23 protein-coding genes, 1 pseudogene and 1 riboswitch are annotated in these 24,741 nt (G+C 68.9%); of the genes and pseudogenes, 17 read left to right on the top strand and 7 right to left on the bottom strand.

The features are described 5' to 3' along the window. Positions 1–84 precede the first annotated feature (84 nt). From FFS72_RS21985 to FFS72_RS21965, 5 genes are all read left to right on the top strand, one after another. Entirely contained in the window at positions 85–354 is a 270-nt protein-coding gene (locus FFS72_RS21985) for a metal-sensitive transcriptional regulator (protein WP_050063486.1), read from the top strand. A gap of 2 nt (positions 355–356) precedes the next feature. After that, positions 357–950 carry a class I SAM-dependent methyltransferase gene (locus tag FFS72_RS21980; protein WP_137875952.1) on the top strand — a complete coding sequence of 198 codons (594 nt, stop codon included), beginning with the start codon at positions 357–359 and terminating at the stop codon, positions 948–950. Between the two features lie 38 nt (positions 951–988). Continuing rightward, positions 989–1,381, top strand: a complete 393-nt coding sequence (locus FFS72_RS21975; protein ID WP_137875930.1) for a DUF302 domain-containing protein — start codon at positions 989–991, stop codon at positions 1,379–1,381. Between the two features lie 121 nt (positions 1,382–1,502). Continuing rightward, the gene (locus tag FFS72_RS21970; RefSeq protein ID WP_249353452.1) at positions 1,503–2,660 is read left to right on the top strand and encodes a hypothetical protein; all 1,158 of its coding nucleotides are present in this window, start codon (positions 1,503–1,505) and stop codon (positions 2,658–2,660) included. Positions 2,661–2,724: 64 nt separating this feature from the next. Further along, entirely contained in the window at positions 2,725–3,618 is an 894-nt protein-coding gene (locus tag FFS72_RS21965; protein WP_137875929.1) for a LysR family transcriptional regulator, read from the top strand. Between the two features lie 34 nt (positions 3,619–3,652). Here FFS72_RS21965 and FFS72_RS21960 read toward each other — a convergent pair whose 3' ends face one another. Continuing rightward, positions 3,653–5,011, bottom strand: a complete 1,359-nt coding sequence (locus tag FFS72_RS21960) for a sulfatase family protein (RefSeq protein WP_137875928.1) — start codon at positions 5,009–5,011, stop codon at positions 3,653–3,655. Positions 5,012–5,137: 126 nt separating this feature from the next. On the opposite strand from FFS72_RS21960, the gene stf0 reads away from it, so the two are divergent. The 4 genes from stf0 to FFS72_RS21940 are packed head-to-tail and all read left to right on the top strand — an operon-like array spanning position 5,138 to position 9,587. Next, positions 5,138–5,941, top strand: a complete 804-nt coding sequence (stf0, locus tag FFS72_RS21955; protein WP_137875927.1) for a trehalose 2-sulfotransferase — start codon at positions 5,138–5,140, stop codon at positions 5,939–5,941. Continuing rightward, positions 5,938–6,876, top strand: a complete 939-nt coding sequence (gene cysD, locus FFS72_RS21950; RefSeq protein WP_171018783.1) for a sulfate adenylyltransferase subunit CysD — start codon at positions 5,938–5,940, stop codon at positions 6,874–6,876. The genes stf0 and cysD overlap by 4 nt, the downstream gene beginning before the upstream one ends. Next, positions 6,876–8,762, top strand: coding sequence for an adenylyl-sulfate kinase (gene cysC / locus FFS72_RS21945; protein ID WP_137875926.1), 1,887 nt, complete (start codon positions 6,876–6,878; stop codon positions 8,760–8,762). Before cysD ends, cysC begins: the two co-directional genes overlap by 1 nt. 39 nt (positions 8,763–8,801) lie before the next feature. Then, positions 8,802–9,587: a class I SAM-dependent methyltransferase gene (locus tag FFS72_RS21940; protein ID WP_137875925.1), complete on the top strand. Its 786-nt coding sequence runs from the start codon at positions 8,802–8,804 to the stop codon at positions 9,585–9,587. Positions 9,588–9,672: 85 nt separating this feature from the next. On the opposite strand, the gene FFS72_RS21935 is transcribed toward FFS72_RS21940, so the two are convergent. Next, positions 9,673–10,137, bottom strand: coding sequence for a tRNA (cytidine(34)-2'-O)-methyltransferase (locus tag FFS72_RS21935; RefSeq protein WP_050063297.1), 465 nt, complete (start codon positions 10,135–10,137; stop codon positions 9,673–9,675). A gap of 178 nt (positions 10,138–10,315) precedes the next feature. Between FFS72_RS21935 and FFS72_RS21930 the strand changes: the two genes are divergently transcribed. Next, complete coding sequence (locus tag FFS72_RS21930; protein WP_137875924.1) at positions 10,316–10,921, top strand: pentapeptide repeat-containing protein; 606 nt, start codon at positions 10,316–10,318, stop codon at positions 10,919–10,921. Between the two features lie 39 nt (positions 10,922–10,960). After that, entirely contained in the window at positions 10,961–11,398 is a 438-nt protein-coding gene (locus FFS72_RS21925) for an Rv1443c family protein (RefSeq protein WP_137875923.1), read from the top strand. Between the two features lie 9 nt (positions 11,399–11,407). Here FFS72_RS21925 and FFS72_RS21920 read toward each other — a convergent pair whose 3' ends face one another. Then, entirely contained in the window at positions 11,408–11,929 is a 522-nt protein-coding gene (locus tag FFS72_RS21920) for a GNAT family N-acetyltransferase (protein ID WP_137875922.1), read from the bottom strand. 31 nt (positions 11,930–11,960) lie between these two features. Between FFS72_RS21920 and FFS72_RS21915 the strand changes: the two genes are divergently transcribed. Both FFS72_RS21915 and FFS72_RS21910 read left to right on the top strand, forming a co-directional pair. Next, entirely contained in the window at positions 11,961–12,821 is an 861-nt protein-coding gene (locus FFS72_RS21915; protein WP_212744383.1) for a bifunctional methylenetetrahydrofolate dehydrogenase/methenyltetrahydrofolate cyclohydrolase, read from the top strand. 5 nt (positions 12,822–12,826) lie between these two features. After that, positions 12,827–13,132, top strand: coding sequence for a DUF3017 domain-containing protein (locus tag FFS72_RS21910; protein WP_050063302.1), 306 nt, complete (start codon positions 12,827–12,829; stop codon positions 13,130–13,132). Positions 13,133–13,200: 68 nt separating this feature from the next. Here FFS72_RS21910 and metX (FFS72_RS21905) read toward each other — a convergent pair whose 3' ends face one another. From metX (FFS72_RS21905) to FFS72_RS21895, 3 genes are all read right to left on the bottom strand, one after another. Then, the gene (metX, locus tag FFS72_RS21905) at positions 13,201–14,316 is read right to left on the bottom strand and encodes a homoserine O-acetyltransferase MetX (protein WP_502704145.1); all 1,116 of its coding nucleotides are present in this window, start codon (positions 14,314–14,316) and stop codon (positions 13,201–13,203) included. A gap of 181 nt (positions 14,317–14,497) precedes the next feature. Further along, positions 14,498–15,688 carry a homoserine O-acetyltransferase MetX gene (metX, locus tag FFS72_RS21900; protein WP_137875920.1) on the bottom strand — a complete coding sequence of 397 codons (1,191 nt, stop codon included), beginning with the start codon at positions 15,686–15,688 and terminating at the stop codon, positions 14,498–14,500. Continuing rightward, a complete protein-coding gene (locus tag FFS72_RS21895; RefSeq protein ID WP_137875919.1) occupies positions 15,685–16,989 on the bottom strand; it encodes a bifunctional o-acetylhomoserine/o-acetylserine sulfhydrylase in 1,305 nt (434 codons plus the stop codon). Before FFS72_RS21895 ends, metX (FFS72_RS21900) begins: the two co-directional genes overlap by 4 nt. Before the next feature lie 136 nt (positions 16,990–17,125). Continuing rightward, a riboswitch (SAM riboswitch) is annotated at positions 17,126–17,238 on the bottom strand. A 146-nt stretch (positions 17,239–17,384) separates the two neighbouring features. On the opposite strand from FFS72_RS21895, the gene FFS72_RS21890 reads away from it, so the two are divergent. Both FFS72_RS21890 and FFS72_RS21885 read left to right on the top strand, forming a co-directional pair. Next, the gene (locus FFS72_RS21890) at positions 17,385–18,785 is read left to right on the top strand and encodes an amino acid permease (protein ID WP_137875918.1); all 1,401 of its coding nucleotides are present in this window, start codon (positions 17,385–17,387) and stop codon (positions 18,783–18,785) included. A 181-nt stretch (positions 18,786–18,966) separates the two neighbouring features. Further along, entirely contained in the window at positions 18,967–21,204 is a 2,238-nt protein-coding gene (locus tag FFS72_RS21885; RefSeq protein WP_502704144.1) for an arylsulfatase, read from the top strand. Between the two features lie 3 nt (positions 21,205–21,207). Here the strand turns inward: FFS72_RS21885 and FFS72_RS21880 are convergent, their stop codons facing one another. After that, positions 21,208–21,525, bottom strand: coding sequence for a hypothetical protein (locus tag FFS72_RS21880; protein WP_137875916.1), 318 nt, complete (start codon positions 21,523–21,525; stop codon positions 21,208–21,210). 94 nt (positions 21,526–21,619) lie between these two features. On the opposite strand from FFS72_RS21880, the gene FFS72_RS21875 reads away from it, so the two are divergent. Beyond that, the gene (locus FFS72_RS21875; protein WP_171018782.1) at positions 21,620–24,469 is read left to right on the top strand and encodes a DEAD/DEAH box helicase; all 2,850 of its coding nucleotides are present in this window, start codon (positions 21,620–21,622) and stop codon (positions 24,467–24,469) included. Between the two features lie 12 nt (positions 24,470–24,481). After that, positions 24,482–24,741: pseudogene (locus FFS72_RS21870) on the top strand (SWIM zinc finger family protein); the annotation flags it as partial.

The following is a 24,741-nucleotide window of genomic DNA, read 5'->3' as shown; positions in this document are numbered from 1 at the left end:
TCGCCACGAAACCCGGGATATACCCCGAGGGGTAAACTGACGGAGTTCGATCCGAATGCGTGTCGAGAAAGAGCAGGTGTGTCGATGACAGGCGACGAAGAAAGCATCGCGCAGGTTCTGAACCGGCTGCGCCGTGCGCAGGGGCAGCTTGCGGGCGTGATCTCGATGATCGAGGCGGGACGCGACTGCAAGGACGTCGTGACCCAGTTGGCAGCGGTGTCCCGGGCACTGGACCGGGCCGGATTCAAGATCGTCGCCACGGGGTTGCGGGATTGCCTCGACGGGACCACGCGCGACAACCAGGAACCGATGACCGAGGCGGAGCTCGAGAAGCTCTTCCTGGCGTTGGCGTGACGATGGACGCCTCGGACTGGGACGCCCGTTATCGCGACCGCCCCGACCCGTGGGGCAGTGAACCCGCCGAAACGATTCGGCAGAGACTCGGCGGCGCGACGCCCGGCACTGCCGTCGACCTGGCGTGCGGAGACGGACGGCACGCTCGGTGGCTGGCCCGCATGGGGTGGACCGTCACCGCCGTCGACCACTCCGAGGTCGCGATCGAGCAGGCCCGGGAGAAGGACGCCGACGGACTGATCGACTGGCGGGTCGCCGACGTCACGGACTGGGCGCCCGGCCGGCAGGTCGAACTGGCATTGCTCAGTTTCCTGCACCTGCCGACGGACGATCTGCGGGCGCTCGTCGCCCGGGCCGCGGGCTGGCTCGCCCCGGGTGGTCGCCTGCTGTATCTCGGGCATTCGATCGAGAACTATCACCGCGGGGTCGGCGGGCCGCCCGACCCGGCGATCCTGCCGGGCATCTCCGACCTCGCGTCGGCCTCGGCGGGTCTGCGCATCCACGCGCTCGAGCACGTACTGCGTCCGCAGGGTGACGGGACCGCCGTCGACATCCTCCTCGACGCGTCGCCCTGGCAGTTGCTCGAGCATCGCTGAACGGCATACCGAACGGAATCAAGGAAGGGATCGCACACATGGAACTCGGAATCGGAACCACACTGACCGCCGACTTCGACGATGCGGTGGCCCGGACACGTGCGGCACTGCAGGAGCAGGGATTCGGTGTGCTCACGGAGATAGACCTGCAGGCGACGCTCAAGGAGAAGATCGGGGCCGACCTGGACAGGTACCTGATCCTCGGAGCATGCAATCCGGGGCTCGCGAACCGCGCCGTCGGTGCGGATCCGCAGATCGGGCTGTTGCTGCCGTGCAACGTCGTCGTGCGGTCCGAGGGCCCATCCGCCGTCGTCGTGGAGGCAATGAACCCGCAACTGATGGTCGAGGTGACGGGCAATCCGGAGCTGGCGGCCGTCGCCGAGGAAGCTGCCGGTTTGCTGCGGGCCGCTGTCGGTTCGCTGACTTCCTGACTCACCGGGGTCGCGTACGAGATGTTCGGCGCGACAGGAAGTGTCCCGGCGTCCGGGTTTCGGGAATGGCTCCGTCGAGCGCGTAGATTGCTTTGATGTTCGTCGCTCGAATGGAGTACGCATGTCTGTGGGAATTGGGCTCCGCATCGGCAGCCTCGTCTCGACGCTCGTCGTTGCCTCGAACGAACCGGGCACTCCCGACCCGATAGTCATCGTCCGTGACACCGTCCTCTACGTCGGCTCCGACGGTGACGTTCTCCTCGGCGGCGGTGACCCGCCGGAGGGCGGCGAGTTCGTCGGCACCGTGACGGGGTTCGTGGCGCGGGTCGGAGATCCCGAAGGCGTGGAGGCCAGCGACGGCACCCGCTACCGGGCCGAGGACGTCGTGGCCTCCGCGATGCGTTCCCTGGTGCGGGAGTGCGAGCCGCTGCCCACCTTCGGTGGTCGCGACGGCGGCACGCCGACGGTCGTCGCGTCCTACCCCTCGATGTGGGAGGCGGACCAGATCGCAGATCTCCGCAACTCGCTGAACTATTCGGGACTGGGCGAGCTTTCACTGCTGTCCGATGCGGAAGCGGTGTGCGCGTGGTTCGAGTCGGAGGTCTCGGCGAAGCCCGGGCAGCTGATCGGCACCTATCACGTGGACGACGTGGGGGCCACGGTCACGCTCGTGCGTTCCGGCGTCTCCAGCGGTCGGTCGTTTCGGTTCGCCGCATCCCGCGGCTCGTCGCCGACCGCTCAGTTGTCCACGGCCCTGGGCGCATTCGGCTGGCTACCGTCCAACCTCGACGCCGTGGTGGTGACCGGTGACGGCATCGTCGCGCGGGACGTCGTCGCGTTGCGCGGCGTCGCCGATGCGCTCGCCACGAAGTTCGGGGTGCACGTCGTCGTGGGTCCGGGTCCGGAGCAGGCCGCAGCACTCGGCGCCGCGATCGTCGCAGCCGGCTTCCGCAGTGCGACTCGGCCGAACAAGCCGATCGGGCTGCCGCCGTCCTATGACGTCACCGAGGTGCTGACGGCCATCCGCGGACCGCTGCTGCCCGCCGATGTCGTGACGGATGGCGATGCGGTCCTCTCGGCGGCGGCCGCCGCGGTGGAGGTCGCCGAAGGTCCGATCGAGGACCCGGCCGAGGCCGGTGCTGTCGATGTCGTCACCGAGCCGACCGTGGACGCAGTCGTGGAGGGCGAGGGTTCGGCGGGGCGAATCGTGCTGAGGGTGCTGGTCGTGATCGCACTGCTCGCGCTCGTGGCAGCAGTCGTGGCCTTCCTGCTGCTCTGACGTCGGGCACCACGGCACCTTGTCTCGCCACAACGAGACTTTGTGGCCGGGTAGGGTGTGCCGCATGCCTCTGTCTCCGCGCGTCCCCGAACTGGCTGCACTCGACGTGCTCCTGTCCGTCGCGCGACTCGGCAGCATGGGCGCCGCAGGGCGGGAACACGGACTCAGTCAGCAGGCGATCAGCGCTCGCGTCCGGTCCGCGGAGCGTCAGCTCGGCATCAAGGTGTTCGACCGCGCCACCACTGGCGTCACCCCCACCTACGAGGGGGGGCTGGTCCTCGAATGGGCCGCCGGAACCCTGACCGCCGCAGAGCAACTCGCCTCCGGAATCTCCGCCCTTCGCGGCGAGAGGGAAGCGAACCTGACCGTCGCGGCGAGCATGACCATCGCCGAGTACCTGGTACCCGGCTGGACCGTCACCATGCGACGCAAGCATCCGACGGTCGTCACCTCCGTGCGCCTGCTCAACTCCACCGACGTCGTCGCCCAGGTGCTCTCCGGACAGGCCGAACTCGGATTCGTCGAGGGACCCGAGGTGCCCGCCCGCCTCGATTTCCAGGAAGTCGCCCGCGACGAACTGGTGGTGGTGGTCCCGCCCGCACACCCGTGGGCGCGATCGGGGCCGATCGCGCCTGCCGAACTCGCGCGAACGCCGTTGATCCAGCGTGAATTCGGGTCGGGCACCCGCAACACCCTGGAGCGGGCCGTCCCCGGATGCGTGGCACCGCTGCTCGAACTGACGTCCTGCACCGCGGTCAAGGCTGCTGTTGTCGCAGGCAACGCGCCCGCCGTCGTGTCGTCGCTCGCCGTCGCCGCCGACATCGTCGACGGCAGGCTCGTCGCCGTCGAACTCGAGGGGCTTCGTCTGCCGAGGCGGTTGCTCGCGGTGTGGGATCACGCCAGCGGGCTGCGGGGCTCCGCGCGGGAGTTCCTCGACATCGCGGCCGGTGCGCGGTGATGCCGTTGCACCGCAGGCACACCGAGGTCGGCGTTCAGCCGCCGCTCTGCGCGACGTCGAGGATTCCGCGGTCTGCGCTGAGGGCGGATCGAACGTTCGGGGTGGCGTCGAGTTTCGCGAAGTAGTCCGCCATCGCGCGCTCGGCGTAGGCCGTTCCCTCGGCCTCGCTGGGGATCACGTCACCTGTCGTATCCCGCCACCGGTGCAGTTCTGCGGCGAGTCTCGCCTCGACGGCCGCGAGGGCGGGAGTTCCTGCGAGGTTCGTGACCTCGTCCGGATCGGCCACGAGGTCGTACAGTTCGCGGTCGGCGCGGGGCGCCAGGTGGTCGATGCCGAGCGCGGACCTCGACGGACTGTTCTCGATGTCGAGCGGTAGGTCGAGCGCGGGCCGCGGCGCGTAGTTCTCGATGTAGCTGTATCGCGTCGAACGTACGGCCCGTATCGGGTCGAAGCTGTCGTGAAAAGTCTTCTCGGTGAACAGCAGGTCTCGGGCAGGCTCGTCGTTGCGCCCCAGCCAGCGCTGCGCGTGCGACACCCCGGCCACCGACTCGGGCACGTCGACGCCGAGCAGGTCGAGCAACGTCGGAACGAAGTCGACGCCGCTGAACAGGTCACCGTCCACCGCCGGGGCCAGGCGAAGTCGACCCGGTGGGCGCACGACCATGGCGATGCCGGTGCCGCGCGCGTACAGGGTCGACTTGGCACGAGGGAACGCCTCACCATGATCGGTGAAGAACACCACCCACGTCCTCGCGTCGAGACCTTCCGCGGCGAGGGTGTCGAGGAGTCGGCCCACCGCCGCGTCGGCGACCTCGATGGATCCGTGGAACGCGGCGAGATCGTCGCGGACCTGCGGATGATCCGGAAGGTACGACGGCACGTCGACACCGTTCGGATCCTCGATCGGATACAGATCCGGTGGATACGGGCGGTGGGTCTCGAAGAAGCCCGTTGTCAGCATGAAGGGGGTCGGGGGGTGCCGAGTGAGCCAATTCGACGCTCGGTCCACGACGAAATCGCAGTACGAGTTCGACACGTCGTACTCGTGGTAGCCGAGCCGGCTGGGATAGGCCGTCTCGTGTTGCATTCCGAAAAGCGCTGTGTACCAGCCTGCTTCGGACAGGATGGCGGGCAATGTGCGGACGTCGTCGTGGTACTCCCACCCGTGGTGCGCCAGCCCGACCAGGCCGTTGTCGTGCGGATACCGTCCGGAGAACAGGGCGCCCCGGGATGGCGAGCAGAGCGGTGCGGCGGCGTGCGCGTTCGTCAGCAGGATGCCCTCGGACGCCAGTCGGTCGAGGTTGGGGCTGCGGACGCCCGACTCCCCGTAGCACCCGAGGTGCCGGCCGAGATCGTGCCAGTGCACGACCAGGACGTTGTCGGGTGTCGGCATACGGAACTCCTTCGAGCAGGTGGTCAACAGTCGATTCTGGCGTGACCGCACGGTGCCTTCAACAGTTCGGATCACCTCGATTCTCACCGGTCGCGGACCGGTTACCTCGGATCTACTCTTCCCCGCATGTCCGAGCCCAGTTCATATCTCGTCTGTGCATCCCAACGCAGTGGGAGCACGCTGCTGGTCGAATCCCTGCGGGCAACGACGGTCGCGGGCAACCCCGAGGAGTACTTCCAGTACCTGCCGTCGACCAGTCGGTCACCGCAGCCCCGGCAGTGGTTCGAGGGCGTCACGGACCCGAGCGTGCTTGCGCTGCTCCCGCCACTCGAACCGGGCATCGTCGACACCCGCACCTCGGAGCAGTGGCGCGACCAGTTGCTCAGCCTCGGCAGGACGCCCAACGGCGTCTGGGGCGGCAAGTTGATGTGGAACCAGGTCCCACTCGTACTCGAGCGTGCCGCCGGCCTCCACCGGCGCTCGGGTTCCGGGCTCCGTGCCGCACTCGACGATCTGCTCGGGCGCGACCTCACCTTCGTTCACGTGTTCCGAGGCGACGTCGTCGCGCAGGCGGTGTCCATGTGGCGGGCGGTGCAGACCCAGGTGTGGCGGGACGACGCGACGCCGCCCGCCCCGAACGACGGCGCCGAATACCACGCCGACGGCATCGCGCACCTGGTGCGGATCCTGCGTGAACAGGACGAGCAGTGGCGCTGGTGGTTCGAGGCCGAGGGGCTCGACCACGTCGATGTCAGCTTCGACGACCTGGTCCGGAACCCACAGGCCACGGTGGCGAAGGTGCTGATCGAGCTCGGCCTCGACCCGCAGCTCGCGCCTCCTCCTCCGCTCAAGAGACAGAGTGACGGCCGCTCCCGCGAGTGGGTGGAGCGTTACCGAGACGAGGCCGCTCGGACGGGGCTTCCCCTGTGACGACCATTCCGCCCGGTACCGCCGTGGACAATCCGGTGTGGGTCGACGAACTGAGGGCACTCGAGGCCGAGGCAGTGCACATCATCCGCGAGGTGGCGGCCGAACTGGAGCGCCCGGTCCTGCTGTTCTCGGCGGGTAAGGACTCCATCGTTCTGCTGCGTTTGGCGGAGAAGGCCTTTCGGCCCGCGCCGCTGCCGTTCCCGATCCTGCACGTGGACACAGGTCACAACTTTCCCGAGGTGCTCGACTTCCGGGACCGCCTCGTCGCCGCGACAGGCCACCGGCTGATCGTCGCGTCGGTTCAGGAATCCATCGACCGTGGCCAAGTCGCAGAGGGCGACGGCCCGGGTTTCTCCCGGAATCGGCTGCAGACCCGGACGCTCCTGGACGCGTTGGAGGAGAACCGCTTCGACGCGGCATTCGGGGGTGCGCGTCGAGACGAGGAACGGGCGCGGGCGAAGGAGCGGGTGCTGAGCTTCCGCGACGAGTTCGGGCAGTGGGATCCGCGTTCGCAGCGGCCCGAACCGTGGTCGCTGTACAACGGCCGGATCCGCCGCGGCGAGCAGGTGCGTGTCTTTCCACTGAGCAACTGGACCGAGATCGATGTATGGCGGTACATCGAACTCGAGAAGCTCGCGTTGCCGTCGATCTACTTCGCGCACGATCGTCAGGTGTTCGAACGCGACGGAATCCTGCTCGGGCTGTCCGAATACACCATTCCCACCGAAGACGAACTGGTGCACCGACTTCGGGTCCGGTATCGCACGGTCGGCGACCTCACCGTCACGGGCGCGGTGCGTTCCGACGCCGACGACGTCGCCGGTGTCATCGAGGAGATCGCCGCGGCAACGGTCTCCGAACGCGGCGAGACCAGGGCCGACGACAGGACTTCCGTCGCCGCCATGGAAGACCGTAAACGCGAGGGGTACTTCTGATGGCCACCACCACGGCACCTCGGCAACTGCTACGGCTGGCGACGGCGGGCAGCGTCGACGACGGCAAGAGCACCCTGATCGGCCGCCTGCTCCACGACACCGGGTCGCTCCCGGCCGACCATCTCGACGCGGTCACCGGCGACGACGGTGAGGCGGACCTCGCCGCCCTGTCGGACGGGCTGCGGGCCGAACGGGAACAGGGCATCACGATCGACGTCGCCTACCGGTTCTTCTCCACGCCCACACGCAGTTTCGTCCTGGCAGACACGCCCGGGCACGAGCGGTACACCCGCAACATGTTCACCGGAGCGTCGAACGCCCACGTCGCGGTGCTCCTCGTCGACGTCCGCGCCGGGGTCCTGCGACAGACCCGGCGTCACGCCCGGATCGCGTCGCTGCTCGGAGTGCCACATCTGGTCGCGGTCGTGAACAAGATCGACCTCGTCGATTTCGACGACGTGCGCTTCAAGGAGGTGCAGGCCGAACTGAGGTTGCTCGCGCAGCGGCTCGGCATCCCGGACATCACGGTGATCCCGGTTTCCGCGACGCGGGGAGACAACGTGGTCGTCCGCTCGGAGTCGACCGCCTGGTACGAGGGGCCCACGCTGCTCGAATACCTCGAAGGTGTCGAACTGGTTGCGCCGTCCGCCGTCGCGTCGGGCCTGCGCCTGCCGGTCCAGTGGGTGTCTCGTCCGGGCGAGGGCCGACGCAGGCGCTACGCCGGACGCCTGTCCGCGGGAACGCTCACCGTCGGTGACGAGGTGATCGTTCTGCCGTCCGGTTCGCGCAGCACGGTCGTCTCCCTCGACACCCTGGACGAGGAGCGGGCCGTCGCCGTCGCCACGCTGTCGGTGTCGCTGGAACTCGCGGACGACGTCGATGTCGCGCGCGGGGACCTGATCGTCAGCGCCGAGGCGCCAGTGGTTCCCGTCGCCGCCCGTGAGATCGACGCAACCGTCTGCTGGCTGAGCGGGGCACCGCTGCGCGCAGGTGATCGGGTGTTGCTCAAACACACGACCAGCACGGTCCGCGCGACCGTGCAGGAACTGCACAGTCGCATCGACCCGGAAACACTGGAGGAGAACGAGGCTCCCAGCGAACTGGCGCTCAATGACATCGGCCGGATCACGCTCAGGACGAGCACGGTGGTCCTGGCCGACCCGTACCGCACGAACCGGGACGCGGGTGCGTTCATCCTGATCGACGAGCACAGCAACGACACGGTGGGCGCCGGAACGGTCGGCGCTGCCCGAGAAGTCGTCCAGGGTGAGCAGGCGCGGCGCGACATCACGTGGCATCCGTCCGCGCTCGATCGTGATCGACGCTGGAACTCCACCGGTCAGCGGGGTGCGACGGTATGGCTCACTGGGCTCCCCGCGTCGGGGAAGTCGACGGTGGCGGTCGCACTCGAACGCGCGCTCGTCGACTCCGGCCGCGCCGCGTACCTGCTCGACGGCGACAATGTGCGGCACGGCATCTCCGACGACCTGGGCTTCACCCCGGGTGATCGGGCCGAGAACATCCGTCGAGTCGGGCACCTGACCCGACTGTTCGCCGACGCCGGTGTCGTCGCGATCGCGTCGATGGTGTCGCCGCTGCGCTCGGACCGGGCGATCGCCCGCGCCCTCAACGAGGCCGCGGATCTGCCATTCCTCGAGGTCCACGTGAGTACCCCGGTCGAGGAGTGCGCTCGCCGCGACCCGAAGGGCCTGTACGCCCGCGCCGCGGCGGGGGAGTTGCGGGGACTGACGGGAGTCGACGCGCCCTACGAAGCGCCGGAGCGGCCGGATCTCGCCTTCGACACGACCGGCGCCGACATCGACGACCTGGTCGGACGCGTACTCGACGTGCTCGGCCGGTACGAGGCGGGCCGAGACCAGGAGTGATCGGCCGTCTTTGCGGCGAATCCTCCGTATGCTGAGTCCGTGCCCCTGTGGGACGGACACGAGTACGCCGAGGTGAGTGCGCTGCAACGCACGCTCGCCGGGCAGGCGCTGGCCGGTCTCACCCTGCGCGGCGACGAGCTGGTCCTCGACATCGGTTGCGGGGACGGTCTGGTCAGTCTCGAACTGGCGGCCCGGGTGCCGCGGGGGTCGGTCGTCGGGATCGACGCGTCGCCGCGGATGATCGAGACGGCCACCGCACGCCCGGTTCCGGCCGGCGCGTCGGCACGGTTCCTGGTCGGCGATGCCCGCGACCTGCCGTTCGTCGACGAGTTCGACCTGGTGGTGTCGTTCAACGCGCTGCACTGGGTACCCGAGCAGCGACGCGCACTGGAGTCTCTTGCTCGTGTGCTGCGGTCGGGTGGCCGAGCGGTGGTCCAGATGGTCTGCGCCAGTGAGCGTTCCAGTGTCGAGGACATCGAGATGGAGGTCACGCACCGGCCGGAGTGGGCCGCCGATTTCGCGGGGTTCGAGGCGCCCTACGTGCACCCCACGCCCGACGAGTACGCGGCGCTCGCCGAGGCGGCGGGGTTCGCGGTGACGGGGCGACGGACGTGGGAAGTGGAGTGGGACTTCGGTTCTCGCTGGGACTTCCTGCGGTGGTGCACGGTGGGGTCCACCGACTGGACGCGACGGCTCGAACCCGACCGGGCTGCCCGGTTCATGGCCGACGTCGTCGCCGCGTACGAGGCGGTCGCGGGCAGGCCGGGACTGTTCCGGTTCAACCAGATGCGCGTCGAGTTGAGCCGCGACGGCGCTCGGGGGTGACCGAGGGGAACTGAGGGCCGAGATCGACGCGCAGCGTGCGCGGGTGGGCGTCGACGACCTCCGCCGACGGCTGGCAGTGCCCTGATCAGACCCCGCCGGCGAACCCGTGTTGGCGCCACGCCTCGTACGTCACCACGGCAGCGGCGTTCGACAGGTTCAGTGACCGCCGTCCCGGGATCATCGGGATCCGCACCCGGCTCGTGACGTGCGGGTCGGCGAGCACTTCGTCCGACAGGCCCGTCGGTTCCGGACCGAACAGCAGCACGTCGCCGGGCAGGTACTCGATGTCGGCGTACGAGGTGTCGGCGTGTGCGGTGAACGCGAACACCCGTTCCGGCGCCAGCGCCGCCCATGCGGCCTCGAGGTCCGCGTGGACCGTCACCGATGCCAGGTCGTGGTAGTCCAGGCCCGCCCGCCGCAGCTTCGGCTCGGACAGGTCGAAGCCGAGCGGCTCCACCAGGTGCAGCTCACTCCCCGTCCCGGCGACCAACCGGATGGCGTTGCCGGTGTTCGGGGGGATGCGGGGCTCGTGAAACAGGAGACGGAACACGGCACAAGCTTGCCATCTGCCTTGCCCCGCCGGTTGCCGACCCGCGTCAGGCCTGCGGACCAGGCACGACGTCCGGCATGTGGGTCGCTCGGCAACCTCCGGCGGGGCACGGGGACCCGCTGCGGGCCGCTGACGTGCACGGCTGTGCCGTGTCGGGGGTGGCGGGCAGGATCGGGGTATGGCTGAGGAGATCGAAGAGTTCGTCGGTGAGGATTTCTCCGATGCGCGGCTGCCGCGGCAGCACTGGGTTCGGCGGCACTACACGGGATGCACGTTCCGTGACGCAGACCTGAGCGAGCTACGGACCGAGCACGTGGTCTTCACGGACTGCGACTTCACCGGCGCCGACCTCAGCGACGGGGTGCACACCGTGACGGCATTTCGATCCTGCACGTTCGCTCGGACAACGTTGTGGCACAGCCAGTTTCGCAGCTCAACCCTGATGGGGTCGACGTTCGAGCAGTGCCGGATGCGGCCCGTCGACTTCGACGAGGTCGACTTCACGCTCGCCTCCCTCGGGCGAGCGGACCTGCGCGGCATCGACTTCACCGACTGCCGGCTGCGCGAAGCGAACCTCGTCGAGGCGGATCTGCGCAAGGCGGACCTGCGTGCCGTCGACCTGCACGGCGCCCGGACCTTCGGGCTTCGCCTCGAGGACGCGGACCTACGGGGCGCGCACGTCGACGCGTCCCTGTGGACCAGCGCGAAACTGACCGGCGCGAAGATCGACCTCACCCAGGCGGTCGCAATGGCCGCGGCCAACGGACTCGTTGTCGAGCAGTGACGGGTTGTCCGCGCCCGCGGACGCCATCATGCTGTGGTGATGGGAACGGTCACGAGGTCCGTGGACCTGCCGATCGCCGCGGATACCGCGTGCGCGCTCGCGCAGAAGCCCGAACTGTTCGACTTCGTACTCCGGCCGATCCTCCGAATTCGCACACTGGACCGGCCCGACCGCATCGGGCCCGGCTCCCGCGTCTCGGGCCGGCTGTGGTGGTTCGGGGTGATCCCCGCGTGGACCCATCACCTGACGTTGCTGCGACTGGACGCCACCGAGATCCTCACCCGTGAACACGGCGGTCTGGTTCGAACGTGGAATCACCACCTGACGTTCACTCCGACGGGCGAGCACTCCTGCCGGTACACCGACGAGATCGAGATCGACGACGGCTGGCGCGGCGCGGTGGTCGGCCCCGTTGCCCACCTGTTGTTCCGGCACCGCCACCGGCGCTGGCGGGCGCTCGCCGCGGTGCTCGCGTGACCGGGCGGGTCAGCGGACGAACTCGCGGGCCAGCAGGTCCATCAGCAGGCCGTCCTCCCAGGTGCCGTCGTGTCGCATCTCGTATTCCCGCATCACCCCGACTTCTGTGAACCCGACCTTGCGGTAGCAGGCGATGGCCGCGGCATTCGCCACGTTCGGGTCGATCACGAGCCGGTGATGGTGGTGGTCGTCGATCAGGTGCGTGCACAGCACGCGGATCACCTCCGTGCCCAGTCCGCGGCCGTGCACCTCGGCGGACAGGAAGAGGTCCAGGCCGGCGTGCCGGTACTGGGGGTCCGCCTCGAAGTACCACTGCGCGAACCCGACGATCCGGTCGTCCGTCAGGACGGTGTAGCCGGTGGTGTCGGGCTCGAGGGCCTCCGGCCAGTCGTCGTCGGGCATCTGCCACCAGCGCCGGACCTCCGGCTCCCGGTGGATCTCCCGCAGTCGTTGACGATGCTCCGGCCGAAGGGGCGTCAACACGACCCGCGGACCGCGCAATTCGGGCGCGAGTTCAGGACTGTGTGCCATGTGTCCAGTGTTACCTGAAAGAATGGGCGTCGTGACTGCGACGATTCTCGATGGCAAGGCAACCCGTGACGAGATCTTCGTCGACCTGAAGGCTCGGGTGGACGAACTGAAGGCCAAGGGCATCACCCCCGGACTGGGCACGGTGCTCGTCGGCGACGACCCCGGTTCGGCGTCCTACGTGCGCGGCAAGCACGCCGACTGCGCGAAGGTCGGTATCAATTCGCTGCGCCGCGATCTGCCCGCCGACATCACCCAGGCCGAGCTCGAGGCCGTCATCGACGAACTCAACGCAAACCCGGAGTGCACCGGTTACATCGTGCAGCTACCGCTGCCGAAGCACCTCGACGAGAACGCCGCGCTCGAACGCATCGACCCCGACAAGGATGCGGACGGACTGCACCCGGTCAACCTGGGCCGTCTGGTTCTCGGCAAGGAGGCGACGCTGCCCTGCACCCCGCGCGGTGTCGTGCACCTGCTGCGTCGCTACGACGTCCCGATCGACGGTGCCCGCGTGACCGTCGTGGGTCGCGGCGTCACCATCGGCCGGCCGATCGGTCTGCTGCTCACCCGTCGCAGTGAGAACGCCACCGTCACCCTCTGCCACACCGGCACCAAGGATCTCGCCGCCGAGGTTCGCCGCGCCGACATCGTCGTCGCCGCCGCCGGAGTCGCGGGTCTGATCACCGCCGACATGGTCAAGCCGGGTGCTGCCGTCCTCGACGTCGGAGTCAGCCGCACCCCCGACGGACTTCGGGGCGACGTCGCCGACGACGTTCGCGAGGTCGCCGGATTCATCTCCCCGAATCCGGGTGGTGTCGGACCGCTGACGCGCGCGTTCCTGTTGAGCAACGTGGTCGAGCGCGCCGAACAGCTCGCGGCCGAGTCGGCCTGACCACGGTGACGGCCGCCGCGGAGCCGGCGAACCGGTGGCTTCGGTTCGCGCGGAGGAACCTGCCCTTGATCGTGGTCGCGGTGATCGTCCTGGTCGCCATCGGGTTCGTGCTTGCGGACCGGTGGCGGCGTGGAGCTTTCGTGTTCGGGATCGCGACTCTCGTCGCGGCCGGGTTCCGGCTCTGCTTCAGGACCGAGGAGGTCGGCCTGCTCGCCGTCCGCGGGCAGGCGTTCGACGTCACTGCGTTGACCCTCGTCGGCGGAGCCATCGTGTGGCTCGCGGTGTCCATCGACCCGCTCGGGACCGGCTGAGCCGTTCCCGGACCGGTTCGAACTGCCTGGCCGGTGTCGTCGTCGTGACGGCACCGGCCAGGGATCGACTACCGGTTTGCGCGTGCAGCCCTTGCCAGGGTGAGGGTCTCATCCATCAGTCCCGTGACCCACTCGAACTCGGTGAGGAAGCCGTCGTGCCCGGCGGGCGAATTCACGATCCGCGTGCCGTCACAACCGGGCAGCAGCTCCGCCATCTCCACGATCTGGTGGAGCGGCATGATCCGGTCGGAGTCGATGGCGCCGACGATGGTCGGAACCGCGGTCGAGGAGAGAGCGGCGGCAATGCCGCCGCGGCCGCGGCCGACGTCGTGCTTGTTCGCGCAGTGGGTGAGGGCGACGAACGAGCCCGCGTCGAAGGTCGCCACGAGCTTGTTGGCGCAGTAGTCCAGGTAGCTGTGGACCGCGTACCGGCCGCCGTTCCAGATGTCCTCGCCCTTCTGGGCGGCATTCTCGAACTGGTCGTCCAGGGCGGCGGCGCCGCGATACGTCAGGTGGGCGAACCGGCGGGCGATGTTCAGCCCGTTGTCCGGGGAAGTGCCGGTGCCGTAGTAGTCGCCGCCGTGCCAGTTCACGTCGGCGGCGATGACGTCGATCTGGGCGGTGTGGCCGCCGATCTGGTCTGCCGTCGCGCGGGGGCTGACCGCCAGGAGCAGGGCTGAGGCGATCCGGTCCGGGTGGCCGATGATCCACTCGAGTGCGCGCATGCCGCCGAGTGAGCCGCCGACGACGGCCGCGAACCGATCGATCCCCAGCTTGTCCGCGAGGACTCGTTCCGTTTCGACCTGGTCGCGCACCGAGATCGCGGGGAATCGAGAGCCCCATGCCTGGCCGTCCGGGGCGGTCGAGGCGGGACCGGTCGTGCCGCGGCAGCTGCCGAGCACGTTGGTGACGAGCACGCACCATTCATCGGTGTCGATCGGCGCGCCAGGGCCGACCATGCCCTCCCACCAGCCGGGGGTCGGGTGCACGTCGTCGGCCGGGCCGACCACATGGGAGTCCCCGGTGAGTGCGTGCTCGATCAACACGATGTTGTCCAGCTCGGGGCTCGGCTCGCCCCAACACTGAACGGCGACCGTGACGTCGGGCAGTTGGTCGCCCGACTCGAGGGCCAGCGTGCCGATCGCGAGATGGACCATGGTCCCGTCGGTCGGAGGGAAATCCAGGACGGGCCGGGCGTCGGGCGACGTGGTGGTAGCCGCGGAGGATCCGGCGGCCCCCGCGGGGCGCAGGTCACTGCCGCCGGAGAGCGAGGGTGTCGTGGTCGAATCTGTTGCTATAGGGAGCACGGCGCGATGTTATCGACTTGAAACACGCCCGATGGGGGCAATCGCGAAACTGGGATCACTAATCAGGATCGGGCGATGTGCGGTGGGCGCTCCGCACATCGCGGTGGGCCCTGGTCAACTCCATCGTCTCGCCGAGCAGCGTGGTCACCCACGCGGCCTCGGTCAGGAAGCCGTCGTGGCCGTCCTTCGAGTTCACCACGCGAAGTCCCTCACATCCCGCGAGGTGGGTCGCGATCTCACGTTGTTGCCACAGCGGGTACAGGCGGTCCGAGTCGACGCCGCCGACGATCGTGGGCACGGTGCACGACGCCAGAGCCGCCTCGACCCCGCCGCGCCCGCGTCCGACGTCGTGCCGGTTCATCGCTTCGGTGAGGAGCACATAGGTGGCCGCATCGAAGCGGGCCACCAGTTTGGACGCCTGATGCTGGAGGTAGCTGTCCACCGCGTAACGGCCGCCTGCGCGGGGATCCTCCCCGTCCTGGGGGTCGTTGTGGAACCGTGCGTCGAGTTCGCCCTCGGTGCGGTAGCTCAGGTGCGCGATGCGCCGTGCGACGCTCAGGCCCGCATCGGGGCTGAGTCCGGTCCCGTGGTAGTCGCCACCCTGCCAGTTCGGGTCGGCCGTGATCGCCGCCATCTGGGTGGTCTGGGTTCCGATCTGGTCGGCGCTGGCGCGAGCGCCGACGGCGAGAACCAGTGCGGCCGTTACCCTTTCAGGGTGCCCAACGATCCATTCGAGGGTGCGCATGCCGCCCATCGACCCGCCCAGGACAGCGGCGAACCGTTCGATGCCGAGCAGGTCCGCGAGGGCCGCCTCGGCGGCGACCTGGTCGCGGATCGAGATGCCGGGAAACCGGGATCCCCAGTGCCGTCCGTCGGGCGCGAGGGAGGTAGGTCCGGTGGTGCCGCGGCAGCCGCCGAGCACGTTGGTGGCCAGGACGCACCATTCGTTCGTGTCGATCGGTGCGCCGGGGCCGACCATGCCGTCCCACCAGCCGGGCGACGGATGACCGTCGCCCGCCGGTCCGGTGACGTGCGAGTCGCCGGTCAGCGCGTGTTCGACGAGCACCACGTTGTCCCGGGTCGCGCTCGGTTCGCCCCACGCCTGAACGGCGAGGGAGACGTCGGGCAGCAGCGTCCCGTCCTCGAGCGTCAGCGAACCGATGGGAATCGTGGTCAGCCGCCCGTCCGGCGACGGGAACACCTCTCGGGGCCCGGCCGGACGGGGGCTGGAAACGGAACCGACTGTCAAGACGCCGCCGCCGCGAATCCGGCCTCGAGGTCGGCCAGGATGTCGTCGATGCCCTCGATGCCGACCGCGAGACGCACCAGGCCCGGCGTGACACCGGACGCCAACTGCTCCTCCGGGGTCAATTGGGAGTGGGTGGTGGACGCGGGATGGATTACGAGGGAACGCACGTCGCCGATATTAGCGACGTGACTGTGCAGCGTGAGCGCATCGACGAATTTCTTGCCCGCGTCCACACCGCCTGCCAGCTCGAACGCGACGATGGCGCCTGCGCCCTTCGGTGCGAGCTTCTGCGCCCGCTCGAACCACGGCGAACTCGGCAGCCCCGCATACGCGACGCGGACGACGTCGTCGCGTCCCTCCAGGAACTCCGCGACCCGCTGCGCGTTCTGCACGTGCCGCTCGACCCGAAGGCTCAGCGTCTCGATGCCCTGGCTGATCAGGAACGCGTTGAACGGTGAGACGGCCGACCCGAGGTCGCGCAGCAACTGCACCCGCGCCTTCAGTGCGTACGCAGGAGCGCCGAGGTCGGCGAACACCGCACCGTGGTAGCTGGGATCGGGGGTGGTGAAGCCGGGGTGGCGACCCTGCGTCCAGTCGAAGGTGCCGCCGTCGACGATGACGCCGGCGATCGCGGTGCCGTGGCCGCCGAGGTACTTCGTCGCCGAGTGCACGACGATGTCCGCGCCGTGCTCGAGCGGGCGCAGCAGGTACGGCGTCGCGACGGTGTTGTCGACGATCAGCGGAATCCCCGCCTCGTGTCCGACTGCGGAGACGCCGGGGATGTCGAGGATGTCGTTGCGCGGATTCGAGATCGACTCGCCGTAGAACGCGACGGTGTTCGGGCGGATCGCGTCACGCCACTGGTCGAGGTTGTCGGGATCCTCGACGAACGTCACCTCGATGCCCAGCTTCGCGAGGCTGTAGTGGAAGAGGTTGTAGGTGCCGCCGTACAGGCTCGGGCTCGACACCACGTGATCGCCCGCGCTCGCGATGTTGAGGATCGCGAACGTCGACGCGGCCTGTCCCGACGACAGCAGCAGCGAGGCGACGCCGCCTTCGAGAGCGGTGATCCGCTGCTCGACGGCGTCCTGCGTCGGGTTCATGATCCGGGTGTAGATGTTGCCGGGCTCGGCGAGGCCGAACAGCGCGGCGGCGTGGTCGGTGTTGTCGAACGTGTACGAGGTGGTCTGGTAGATCGGCAGCGCCCGGGCCTTGGTCGTGGCGTCGGACGTCTGTCCCGCGTGGATCTGCTTCGTCTCGAAGCTCCAGCTCGCGGTCGGATCGATCGTGTTCTCGCTCATGGGTTGGCTCTGCTCCAGGTTGTGTTCCGAAGATGAGGCGCGACGGGGCGCCCTGGCTGATGGGGCCTATCTGCGACAGCAACACATGGTGAAACCTCCGGTGGGTCGTGGCCCTGTTGGTGGGTCCGTCCCAGCGGACCCGCGCTTGTCCTCCGTTGTGCGGAGAACCAGGTCATCACCCGGGGCACCCCACCGCGGATGGAGGGTTGCCGGCCAGCGAGCCGGGGCTTGATGCTGGCACTCATGACCTGGCAGCGATCTTAGCCGCTGTGTCCGCCCTCACCGAAACGGGGACGCTGCCGCGGCACGTCGCCACGTGGCCCGACCGTGAGTGACCTGCGCAACAGCACTAAACTGCTGGTCGCAACCGTGCAGGACGAGCTGGGAGACCCGAAGTGAAAGACGCCGCCACGGCGCTGACCCGAGGTCTGTCGGCCCGCCACATCCGCTTCATCGCGCTCGGATCCGCCATCGGCACCGGCCTGTTCTACGGTTCGGCAGGGGCGATCCAGAAGGCGGGGCCATCGGTCCTGCTGGCGTATCTCATCGGCGGTGCCGCCGTGTACGTGGTGCTGCGTGCGCTGGGTGAGATGGCCGTCCGCAATCCCGTCTCCGGCTCGTTCGGGGAGTACGCCGCGAAGCACCTCGGGCCGCTCGCCGGATTCATGACGGGCTGGACGTACACGTTCGAGATGATCGTCGTCTGCCTCGCCGACGTCACGGCGTTCGGCGTCTACATGGGGTTCTGGTACCCGGACGTGCCGCGCTGGATCTGGGTGCTGGCGATCGTCTTCTTCATCGGTGCCCTGAACCTGCTCAGCGTCAAGGTGTTCGGTGAGCTCGAATTCTGGTTCACCGTTGTGAAGGTGACCGCGATTCTCGCGATGATCGCCGCGGGTGTCGCCATCCTGATCTTCGGGTTCGGCGTGCACGACACCTCGCAGGGCGTGAGCAATCTGTGGAGCGAGGGCGGCTTCTTCGCGGGCGGATTCGGCGGGTTCGTCGCCTGCTTCGCGATCGTGATGTTCGCTTTCGGCGGCACCGAGATCATCGGTATCACCGCGGGCGAAGCGGAGGATCCCGCCCGCACCATTCCCCGGGCCGTCAACACGGTCCCGATGCGGATCATGCTCTTCTACATCGCCACCCTCGCCGTGATCATGGCGATCATCCCGTGGCACACCATCGGCACCGGCAGCAGTCCGTTCGTGCAGATCTTCGAGGCGATCGGAGTGGGACCGGCCGCGGCCGTGCTCAACGTCGTCGTGATCACCGCGGCGCTGTCCGCGATCAACAGTGACGTCTTCGGTGCGGGCCGGATGATGTACGGAATGGCGCAGCGCGGTCAGGCGCCCGCGGTGATGACGAAGGTGTCGCGCAACGGCGTGCCGTGGATGACGGTGGTCGTGATGACGGTGGCGTTGCTGCTCGCGGTCCTGCTCAACTACCTGATTCCCGAGTCGGTGTTCGTCGTCATCGCGTCGATCGCGACCTTCGCGACGGTGTTCGTGTGGGTGATGATTCTGCTCTCGCAGTACCGGGCGCGCCGGCGGATGAGCGCGCAGGAGCAGGCGGAGCTGCAGTTCCCCGTTCCGTTCTGGCCGTACGCGCCGCTCACCGCGCTCGCGTTCCTCGGCTTCGTCATCGTCGTGCTGGCCTTCGATGCGGACACTCGCGTCGCGTTGATCGTCGGCGTGGTGTGGCTCGCCTGCCTGACGGCTGCGTACCGGCGTTTCGTTCGACCACGGATCACCGAGTCCGTCGACGTCCCCGAACAGGCCGAAACCGCGAGATAGCTGGGCTTTCACCCGCGCAGGGTGAGGCCGCCGGCCGAGTGCGAATGCTGCACTGGGTGCGGCCTCGTCCGGTAGCGAAGGGAGTCGGCACGTGAACGGTGACGTCAGGGGAGAGCGGATTCCGGGCGGCGACTCGCTTCCCTTCCCGCCGACACCGTCCGGGAGCGTCGCGGGTCGCACGATGCAGGAGTCGGTGTACAGCCCGCGGTCGAAGTCGCGGCGGCTGCCCGACGACGCGCCGAACGTCCTGGTCGTCCTGATCGACGACGCGGGCCCGGGTCTGCCGAGCGCGTTCGGCGGCGAGGTGAACACCCCGACGCTGTCGCAGATGTTGGGGGAGGGCGTCAGCTACAACCGCTTCCACACCACCGCGATGTGCTCACCGACCCGAGCCTCACTGCTCACCGGGCGGAACCATCACCGGGTCGGGAACGGCCAGATCGCGGAACTCGCCAACGACTGGGACGGGTACTCCGGCCACATTCCGAAGTCGAGCGCGACCGGTGCCGAGGTGCTGCGGCAGTACGGCTACGCGACGGCCGCGTTCGGCAAGTGGCACAACACTCCCGCCGAGGAGACGACGGCGTCCGGACCGTTCGACAACTGGCCCACCGGGGTCGGGTTCGACTACTTCTACGGTTTCCTCGCCGGGGAGGCGTCCCAGTACGAACCGCATCTGGTCCGCAACACGACGGTCGTGCTGCCGCCGAAGACTCCGGAGGAGGGCTATCACCTCAGCGAGGACCTCGCGGACGACGCGATCGGGTGGCTCCGCAGGCACAAGGCCCTCGACGCGGACCGGCCGTTCTTCATGTACTGGGCCAGCGGCTGCCTGCACGGCCCGCACCACATCATGAAGGAGTGGGCGGACCGCTATTCCGGCAAGTTCGACGACGGCTGGGACGCCTACCGCGAGAGGGTTTTCGCGCGGGCGAAGGAGGCGGGCTGGATTCCGCCGGAATCCGAACTGACCGATCGCGACCCGACGATGACGGCGTGGGACGACATCCCCGAGGACGAGAAGCCGTTCCAGCGGCGATTGATGGAGGTCGCCGCGGGCTTCGCCGAGCACTGCGACGTGCAGGTGGGGCGCCTGTTCGACGAACTCGACAGCCTCGGCTACCGGGACAACACGCTGGTGCTCTACATCTGGGGTGACAACGGCTCGTCGGGCGAGGGGCAGAACGGCACGATCAGTGAACTGCTCGCCCAGAACGGCATTCCGACCACCACGGCTCAACACATCGCGGCATTGGAGGAACTCGGCGGACTCGATGTCCTCGGCTCCCCGAAGACCGACAACATGTATCACGCGGGGTGGGCGTGGGCGGGGAGTACGCCGTACAAGGGCATGAAGCTGCTCGCCTCGCACCTCGGTGGGACGCGGAACCCGATGGTCGTCCGCTGGCCCGAAAAGGTCACACCGGACCCAGTTCCGCGAACGCAGTTCCTGCACTGCAACGACCTCGTGCCGACCTTCTACGACCTGCTCGGCATCACGCCGCCGCGGATGGTGCACGGCATTCCGCAGGACCCGATCGACGGTGCCAGTTTCGCGGCGACGCTCGTCGATCGGGACGCGAAGGCGGGCAAGACAACCCAGTACTTCGAGATCATGGGCAGTCGGGCGATCTATCACGACGGTTGGATGGCGTCCGCGTTCGGACCGCGCGCACCGTGGGCGACAGGTATGCCCGCTGGCATCCAGGACTGGAACCCCGACGACGACACGTGGGAGCTCTACCACCTCGACGAGGACTGGACGCAGAACAACGACCTCGCGGACCAGCATCCGAAGAAGCTGGCGCAGTTGCGTGAACTGTTCGCGATCGAGGCGGCCAAGAACAAGGTCCTGCCCGTCGGTGGCGGGCTGTGGGTGGTCGCGATGCATCCGGAGCAGCGCATCTCCACCCCGTACACCAGTTGGCGGTTCACCGGTGACGTCACCCGCATGCCCGAGTTCTGCGCTCCGGCGCTGGGCAACAAGAACAATCGGGTGACGATCGAACTGACGGTCCCGGAGTCCGGTTCGGGCGTCCTGTACGCACTCGGTGGCAACGGCGGCGGCTTGACCTGCTACCTCGACGACGGCTACCTCTGCTTCGAGTACAACCTCTTCATTCTCATGCGGACCAAGATCCGCTCCGCGCAACCGATGGTCCCCGGTGCCCACACCGTCGAGGTGTCGACGGTGTACGCGCAGGAGCGGCCGGGCGGTCCGCTCGACGTGGTGCTGTCGGTGGACGGGCAGGAGGTGGGTCGGTCCACGGTGCCGGTGAGCGCGCCGCTGCTCTTCACCGCCAACGACTGCCTCGACATCGGCACCTGCCTGGGCTCGCCGGTGTCGCTGGACTACTTCGACCGGGCACCGTTCCCGTTCGAGGGCACCATCGAGACCGTCGTCGTCGAGTACGTCTGACGGTCAGGGCAGGGGGAAGTGGGTCGCGGCGATGGAGCCGTATTCGGTCCCGTCGTGCCCGACGATCCACGAGCCGCCTTGCTTCCGGCAGGTGGCGACGGCGTCGAACGCCTTCAGCATGAAGAGGATCGCGTCTTCCGCGGTCGGTGCCAGCGCAAGCTGGTGGGATTCGCCGGGTCGCGACATGTCCAGCCAGACACCCTTGTTCCCGTCGAGCCGCATCCCGAGGATGTGGGCGACGTCGACGTACTGGTATTTGCGTTGCTCCCACGGGGTGCTGTGCGAGTACCCCTGTTCGAGCACCTGGATCAGGATGGTCATGGAACCTCCCGTGTGCGAACGGCGTCGACGCCCATTATTCCGCTGGTCGGCGCCGTGAAGCCAGGCTGTCCGCGCCGGGTGGTTGGATGGTCCGGTGGTGCATGCGGTGTGGTCTCCCGGCTCGGGGCTGATGCTGTGGACCGCTGCCTCCGATGCGCCGCACGACCAGGACGGCCTGCCGTCGCCGCTGCCGGGTCTGCTCGGTCGCCGGTTCCGGCATCGCGTCACCGTCGTGCTGCCCGATGCGCGTGGCGAGTTGACCGAGGTCGAGGTTCCCGCGTTGGCGCTGGCGCCCGCCGACGCCGCGTCGCTGCTCTTCGACCTGTCCGCGACGGACCCCCGGCTGCCCGGCGATCTGCGCTACCTCGTCCATGTCGCGCGCGGTATCCGGCGCTGGGCGGAGGCGGGTCGGGTCGTCCCCCATCTGGGGCGCGAGGACGGCCGGTGGTGGGTGCGGTGGCGGCTGCTCGGCGGCGATCGGCAGCGGGCGTGGCTCGCGGAACTCGGCGCCGCGATGCCGGGGGTGCTTCGCCGCGCCGGAGGCAGGCAGGCCCTCGACGACTTCGTCCTCGCGCTGACCGACCCGATCGTGCGTGACCGGCTCGGTGGCCGCGACAGCGACCACCCGATGCTGCACGCGTTGCTGACCGACACGCCGATCCCGGAGCCCGAGGACGGACCGATCCGGGGTGCCGCGGTCGCGGAGTCACGGCTCGAGCGGTGGCGTGAATCGCTTGCCGTGGAGGAACCGGACCTCGTCCTGCGGCTCGTGGAACCGGACGAATCCGACGACCTCGCCGAGTCGGGCTCGGATGTACTGCTGTGGCGTCTCGAAGTGTGTCTGCGACCCTCGGGGGAGGCACCGATGCCGGTCCGTCACACCGACCCCGAGGGGCTGCGGGTCGCCCTGCGGCTGCTCGGGAAGGCGATGGAGGCGTACCCGCGACTGCGCGCGGTGCCGTCGGATCTCGACGGACTCGATCTGCTGCTGCCGCTCGCGGTGGTCATGGACCTGGTGGCGCACGGGGCGCGGGCGCTGGCGGCGTCGGGCGTGACGCTGCTGCTGCCGCGGGCGTGGGTGGTGGCGGCGCCGTCGTTGCGGTTGGCGGTCGCCAGCCCGCCCGTGCTCCTCGACACCGACGAACGCGACGTCGGGATGAACCAACTGCTTTCCTACAACTGGGAACTCGCGATCGGCGACCTCGTACTGACGGCCGCCGAGATCGAGCGCCTGGCTCGGTCGGCGGCGGATCTGGTGCAGCTTCGGGGGCAGTGGGTTCAGGCGGACGGCGCGGCGCTCGCGAAGGCAGCGAAGTACGTCGGCGCTCACGAGTCGGGCGATGCCTCGACGCTCGGCGGGCTGCTGGCGCTGTTGACCGCGGCCGACCCGCCGCCGATCCCCGTCGACGCGATCACCTCGACCGGGTGGGTGTCGGCGCTGCTCGGTGGTGCGTCGCGTCCCGATCCCGTTCCGACGCCGGACGGACTGAACGCAACGCTGCGCCCGTACCAGCAGCGCGGCCTCGACTGGCTCGCGTTCATGAGCGACCTCGGGCTCGGCGGCATTCTCGCCGACGACATGGGGCTCGGGAAGACGGTGCAGTTGCTGGCGCTGCTGGTGCACGAGCGGGAGCGCGCAGGCGCCGTGGCGCCGACACTGCTGGTGTGCCCGATGTCGGTGGTGGGGAACTGGCAGCGAGAAGCGGCGTCGTTCACGCCGGGACTGCGGGTGCACGTCCACCACGGGCCTGCCCGGTTGCGCGGCGACGGGTTCGCGGCTGCGGTCGCCGGGTCGGACCTGGTGGTCACGACCTACGCGGTCGCGGCGCGCGACGTCGAGATGCTGCGGGAAACAGGCTGGGGTCGGGTTGTTCTCGACGAGGCCCAGCACGTGAAGAACGCGGCGACGGCGCAGTCGCGGGCAGTGCGTGCCATCCCTGCGCGGCATCGTCTCGCACTCACCGGCACCCCCGTCGAGAACAGGCTGGAGGAACTGCGGTCGATCCTCGACTTCGCCAACCCCGGCCTGCTCGGGTCGCCGCAGCAGTTCCGGGCCCGGTTCGCGGTGCCGGTCGAACGACTGCAGGACGAGGGCGCGTTGGCGCGGCTGAAGGCGGTGACGTCGCCGTTTGTACTGCGGCGGGTCAAGACGGATCCGACGGTGATCGCGGACCTGCCCGAGAAGTTCGAGATGACGGTGCGGGCCAATCTCACCGCCGAGCAGGCGGGTCTGTATCGCGGGGTGCTCGACGACATGACGCGGCGTCTGCGGGACGCGGACAATCCGCGCGCACGTAAGGGTGTGGTGCTCGCCGCGCTGACCAGGCTCAAGCAGGTGTGCAACCACCCGTCGCACTTCCTGGCGGACGGTTCGCCCGCGATCCGACGCGGTCGGCACCGCTCGGGGAAGCTCGCGCTGGTCGAGGACATCGTCGAGTCGGTTCTGGCCGACGGCGAGCGGGTACTGCTGTTCACGCAGTTCCGTGAGTTCGGGTCGATCGTGGCGCCCTACCTGGCGGAGCGGTTCGGGGTGGCGGTGCCGTTCCTGCACGGTGGGGTGCCGCGGACCGCGCGCGACGAGATGGTCCGCGACTTCCAGCGCGACGGGTCGCCGTCACCGATCATGCTGCTCTCCCTCAAGGCCGGTGGCACCGGGCTGAACCTGACCGCGGCGAATCATGTTGTGCACCTGGATCGCTGGTGGAACCCTGCCGTCGAGAACCAGGCCACCGACCGCGCGTTCCGCATCGGTCAGCGCCGAGACGTGCAGGTTCGCAAGCTGCTGTGCGTCGGCACCCTGGAGGAGCGCATCGACGCGATGCTCACCGGCAAGGCGGAACTCGCGGATCTCGCGGTCGGCGTCGGCGAGAAGTGGATCACCGAGATGAGCGACGACGAGTTGGCCTCGCTGATGATGCTCGGCGACGACGCGGTCGGTGAATAGGGCGGTGGGCGAGTGAGACGGGTGGCGCGGCGCGGCGCGGGCGAGGGCTGGGGCCGCGCGCTGATGGCGGCGGTCGAGAAGTCCTCCGGCGGTGGGCGGTTGGGTCGTGGTCGCAGTCACGTGCGGGCGGGGCAGGTGCTGTCGTTCCGCGTCGCGCCGGGACTGGTGATCGGTGAGGTGCAGGGCAGTCAGAACGAGCCGTTCACGGCGACCGTCACGGTACGTGTCCTGGACGGGGAGGCGATCGACGTGGTCGTGGGGCGGGTGCGGGG

This window comes from Rhodococcus sp. Q, assembly GCF_005503035.1.
Classification (GTDB): domain Bacteria; phylum Actinomycetota; class Actinomycetes; order Mycobacteriales; family Mycobacteriaceae; genus Rhodococcus_G.
The sequence above is the reverse complement of the archived record's forward strand: the minus strand, read 5'-3'. Positions and strand labels throughout refer to the sequence as shown.

Coding starts and splice junctions, on each gene's coding strand:
- FFS72_RS21985 (WP_050063486.1), top strand. CDS start 85: ATGACAGGCGACGAAGAAAGCATCGCGCAGGTTCTGAACCGGCTGCGC.
- FFS72_RS21980 (WP_137875952.1), top strand. CDS start 357: ATGGACGCCTCGGACTGGGACGCCCGTTATCGCGACCGCCCCGACCCG.
- FFS72_RS21975 (WP_137875930.1), top strand. CDS start 989: ATGGAACTCGGAATCGGAACCACACTGACCGCCGACTTCGACGATGCG.
- FFS72_RS21970 (WP_249353452.1), top strand. CDS start 1,503: ATGTCTGTGGGAATTGGGCTCCGCATCGGCAGCCTCGTCTCGACGCTC.
- FFS72_RS21965 (WP_137875929.1), top strand. CDS start 2,725: ATGCCTCTGTCTCCGCGCGTCCCCGAACTGGCTGCACTCGACGTGCTC.
- FFS72_RS21960 (WP_137875928.1), bottom strand. CDS start 5,011: ATGCCGACACCCGACAACGTCCTGGTCGTGCACTGGCACGATCTCGGC.
- stf0 (WP_137875927.1), top strand. CDS start 5,138: ATGTCCGAGCCCAGTTCATATCTCGTCTGTGCATCCCAACGCAGTGGG.
- cysC (WP_137875926.1), top strand. CDS start 6,876: ATGGCCACCACCACGGCACCTCGGCAACTGCTACGGCTGGCGACGGCG.
- FFS72_RS21930 (WP_137875924.1), top strand. CDS start 10,316: ATGGCTGAGGAGATCGAAGAGTTCGTCGGTGAGGATTTCTCCGATGCG.
- FFS72_RS21925 (WP_137875923.1), top strand. CDS start 10,961: ATGGGAACGGTCACGAGGTCCGTGGACCTGCCGATCGCCGCGGATACC.
- FFS72_RS21920 (WP_137875922.1), bottom strand. CDS start 11,929: ATGGCACACAGTCCTGAACTCGCGCCCGAATTGCGCGGTCCGCGGGTC.
- FFS72_RS21895 (WP_137875919.1), bottom strand. CDS start 16,989: ATGAGCGAGAACACGATCGATCCGACCGCGAGCTGGAGCTTCGAGACG.
- FFS72_RS21885 (WP_502704144.1), top strand. CDS start 18,967: ATGCAGGAGTCGGTGTACAGCCCGCGGTCGAAGTCGCGGCGGCTGCCC.
- FFS72_RS21880 (WP_137875916.1), bottom strand. CDS start 21,525: ATGACCATCCTGATCCAGGTGCTCGAACAGGGGTACTCGCACAGCACC.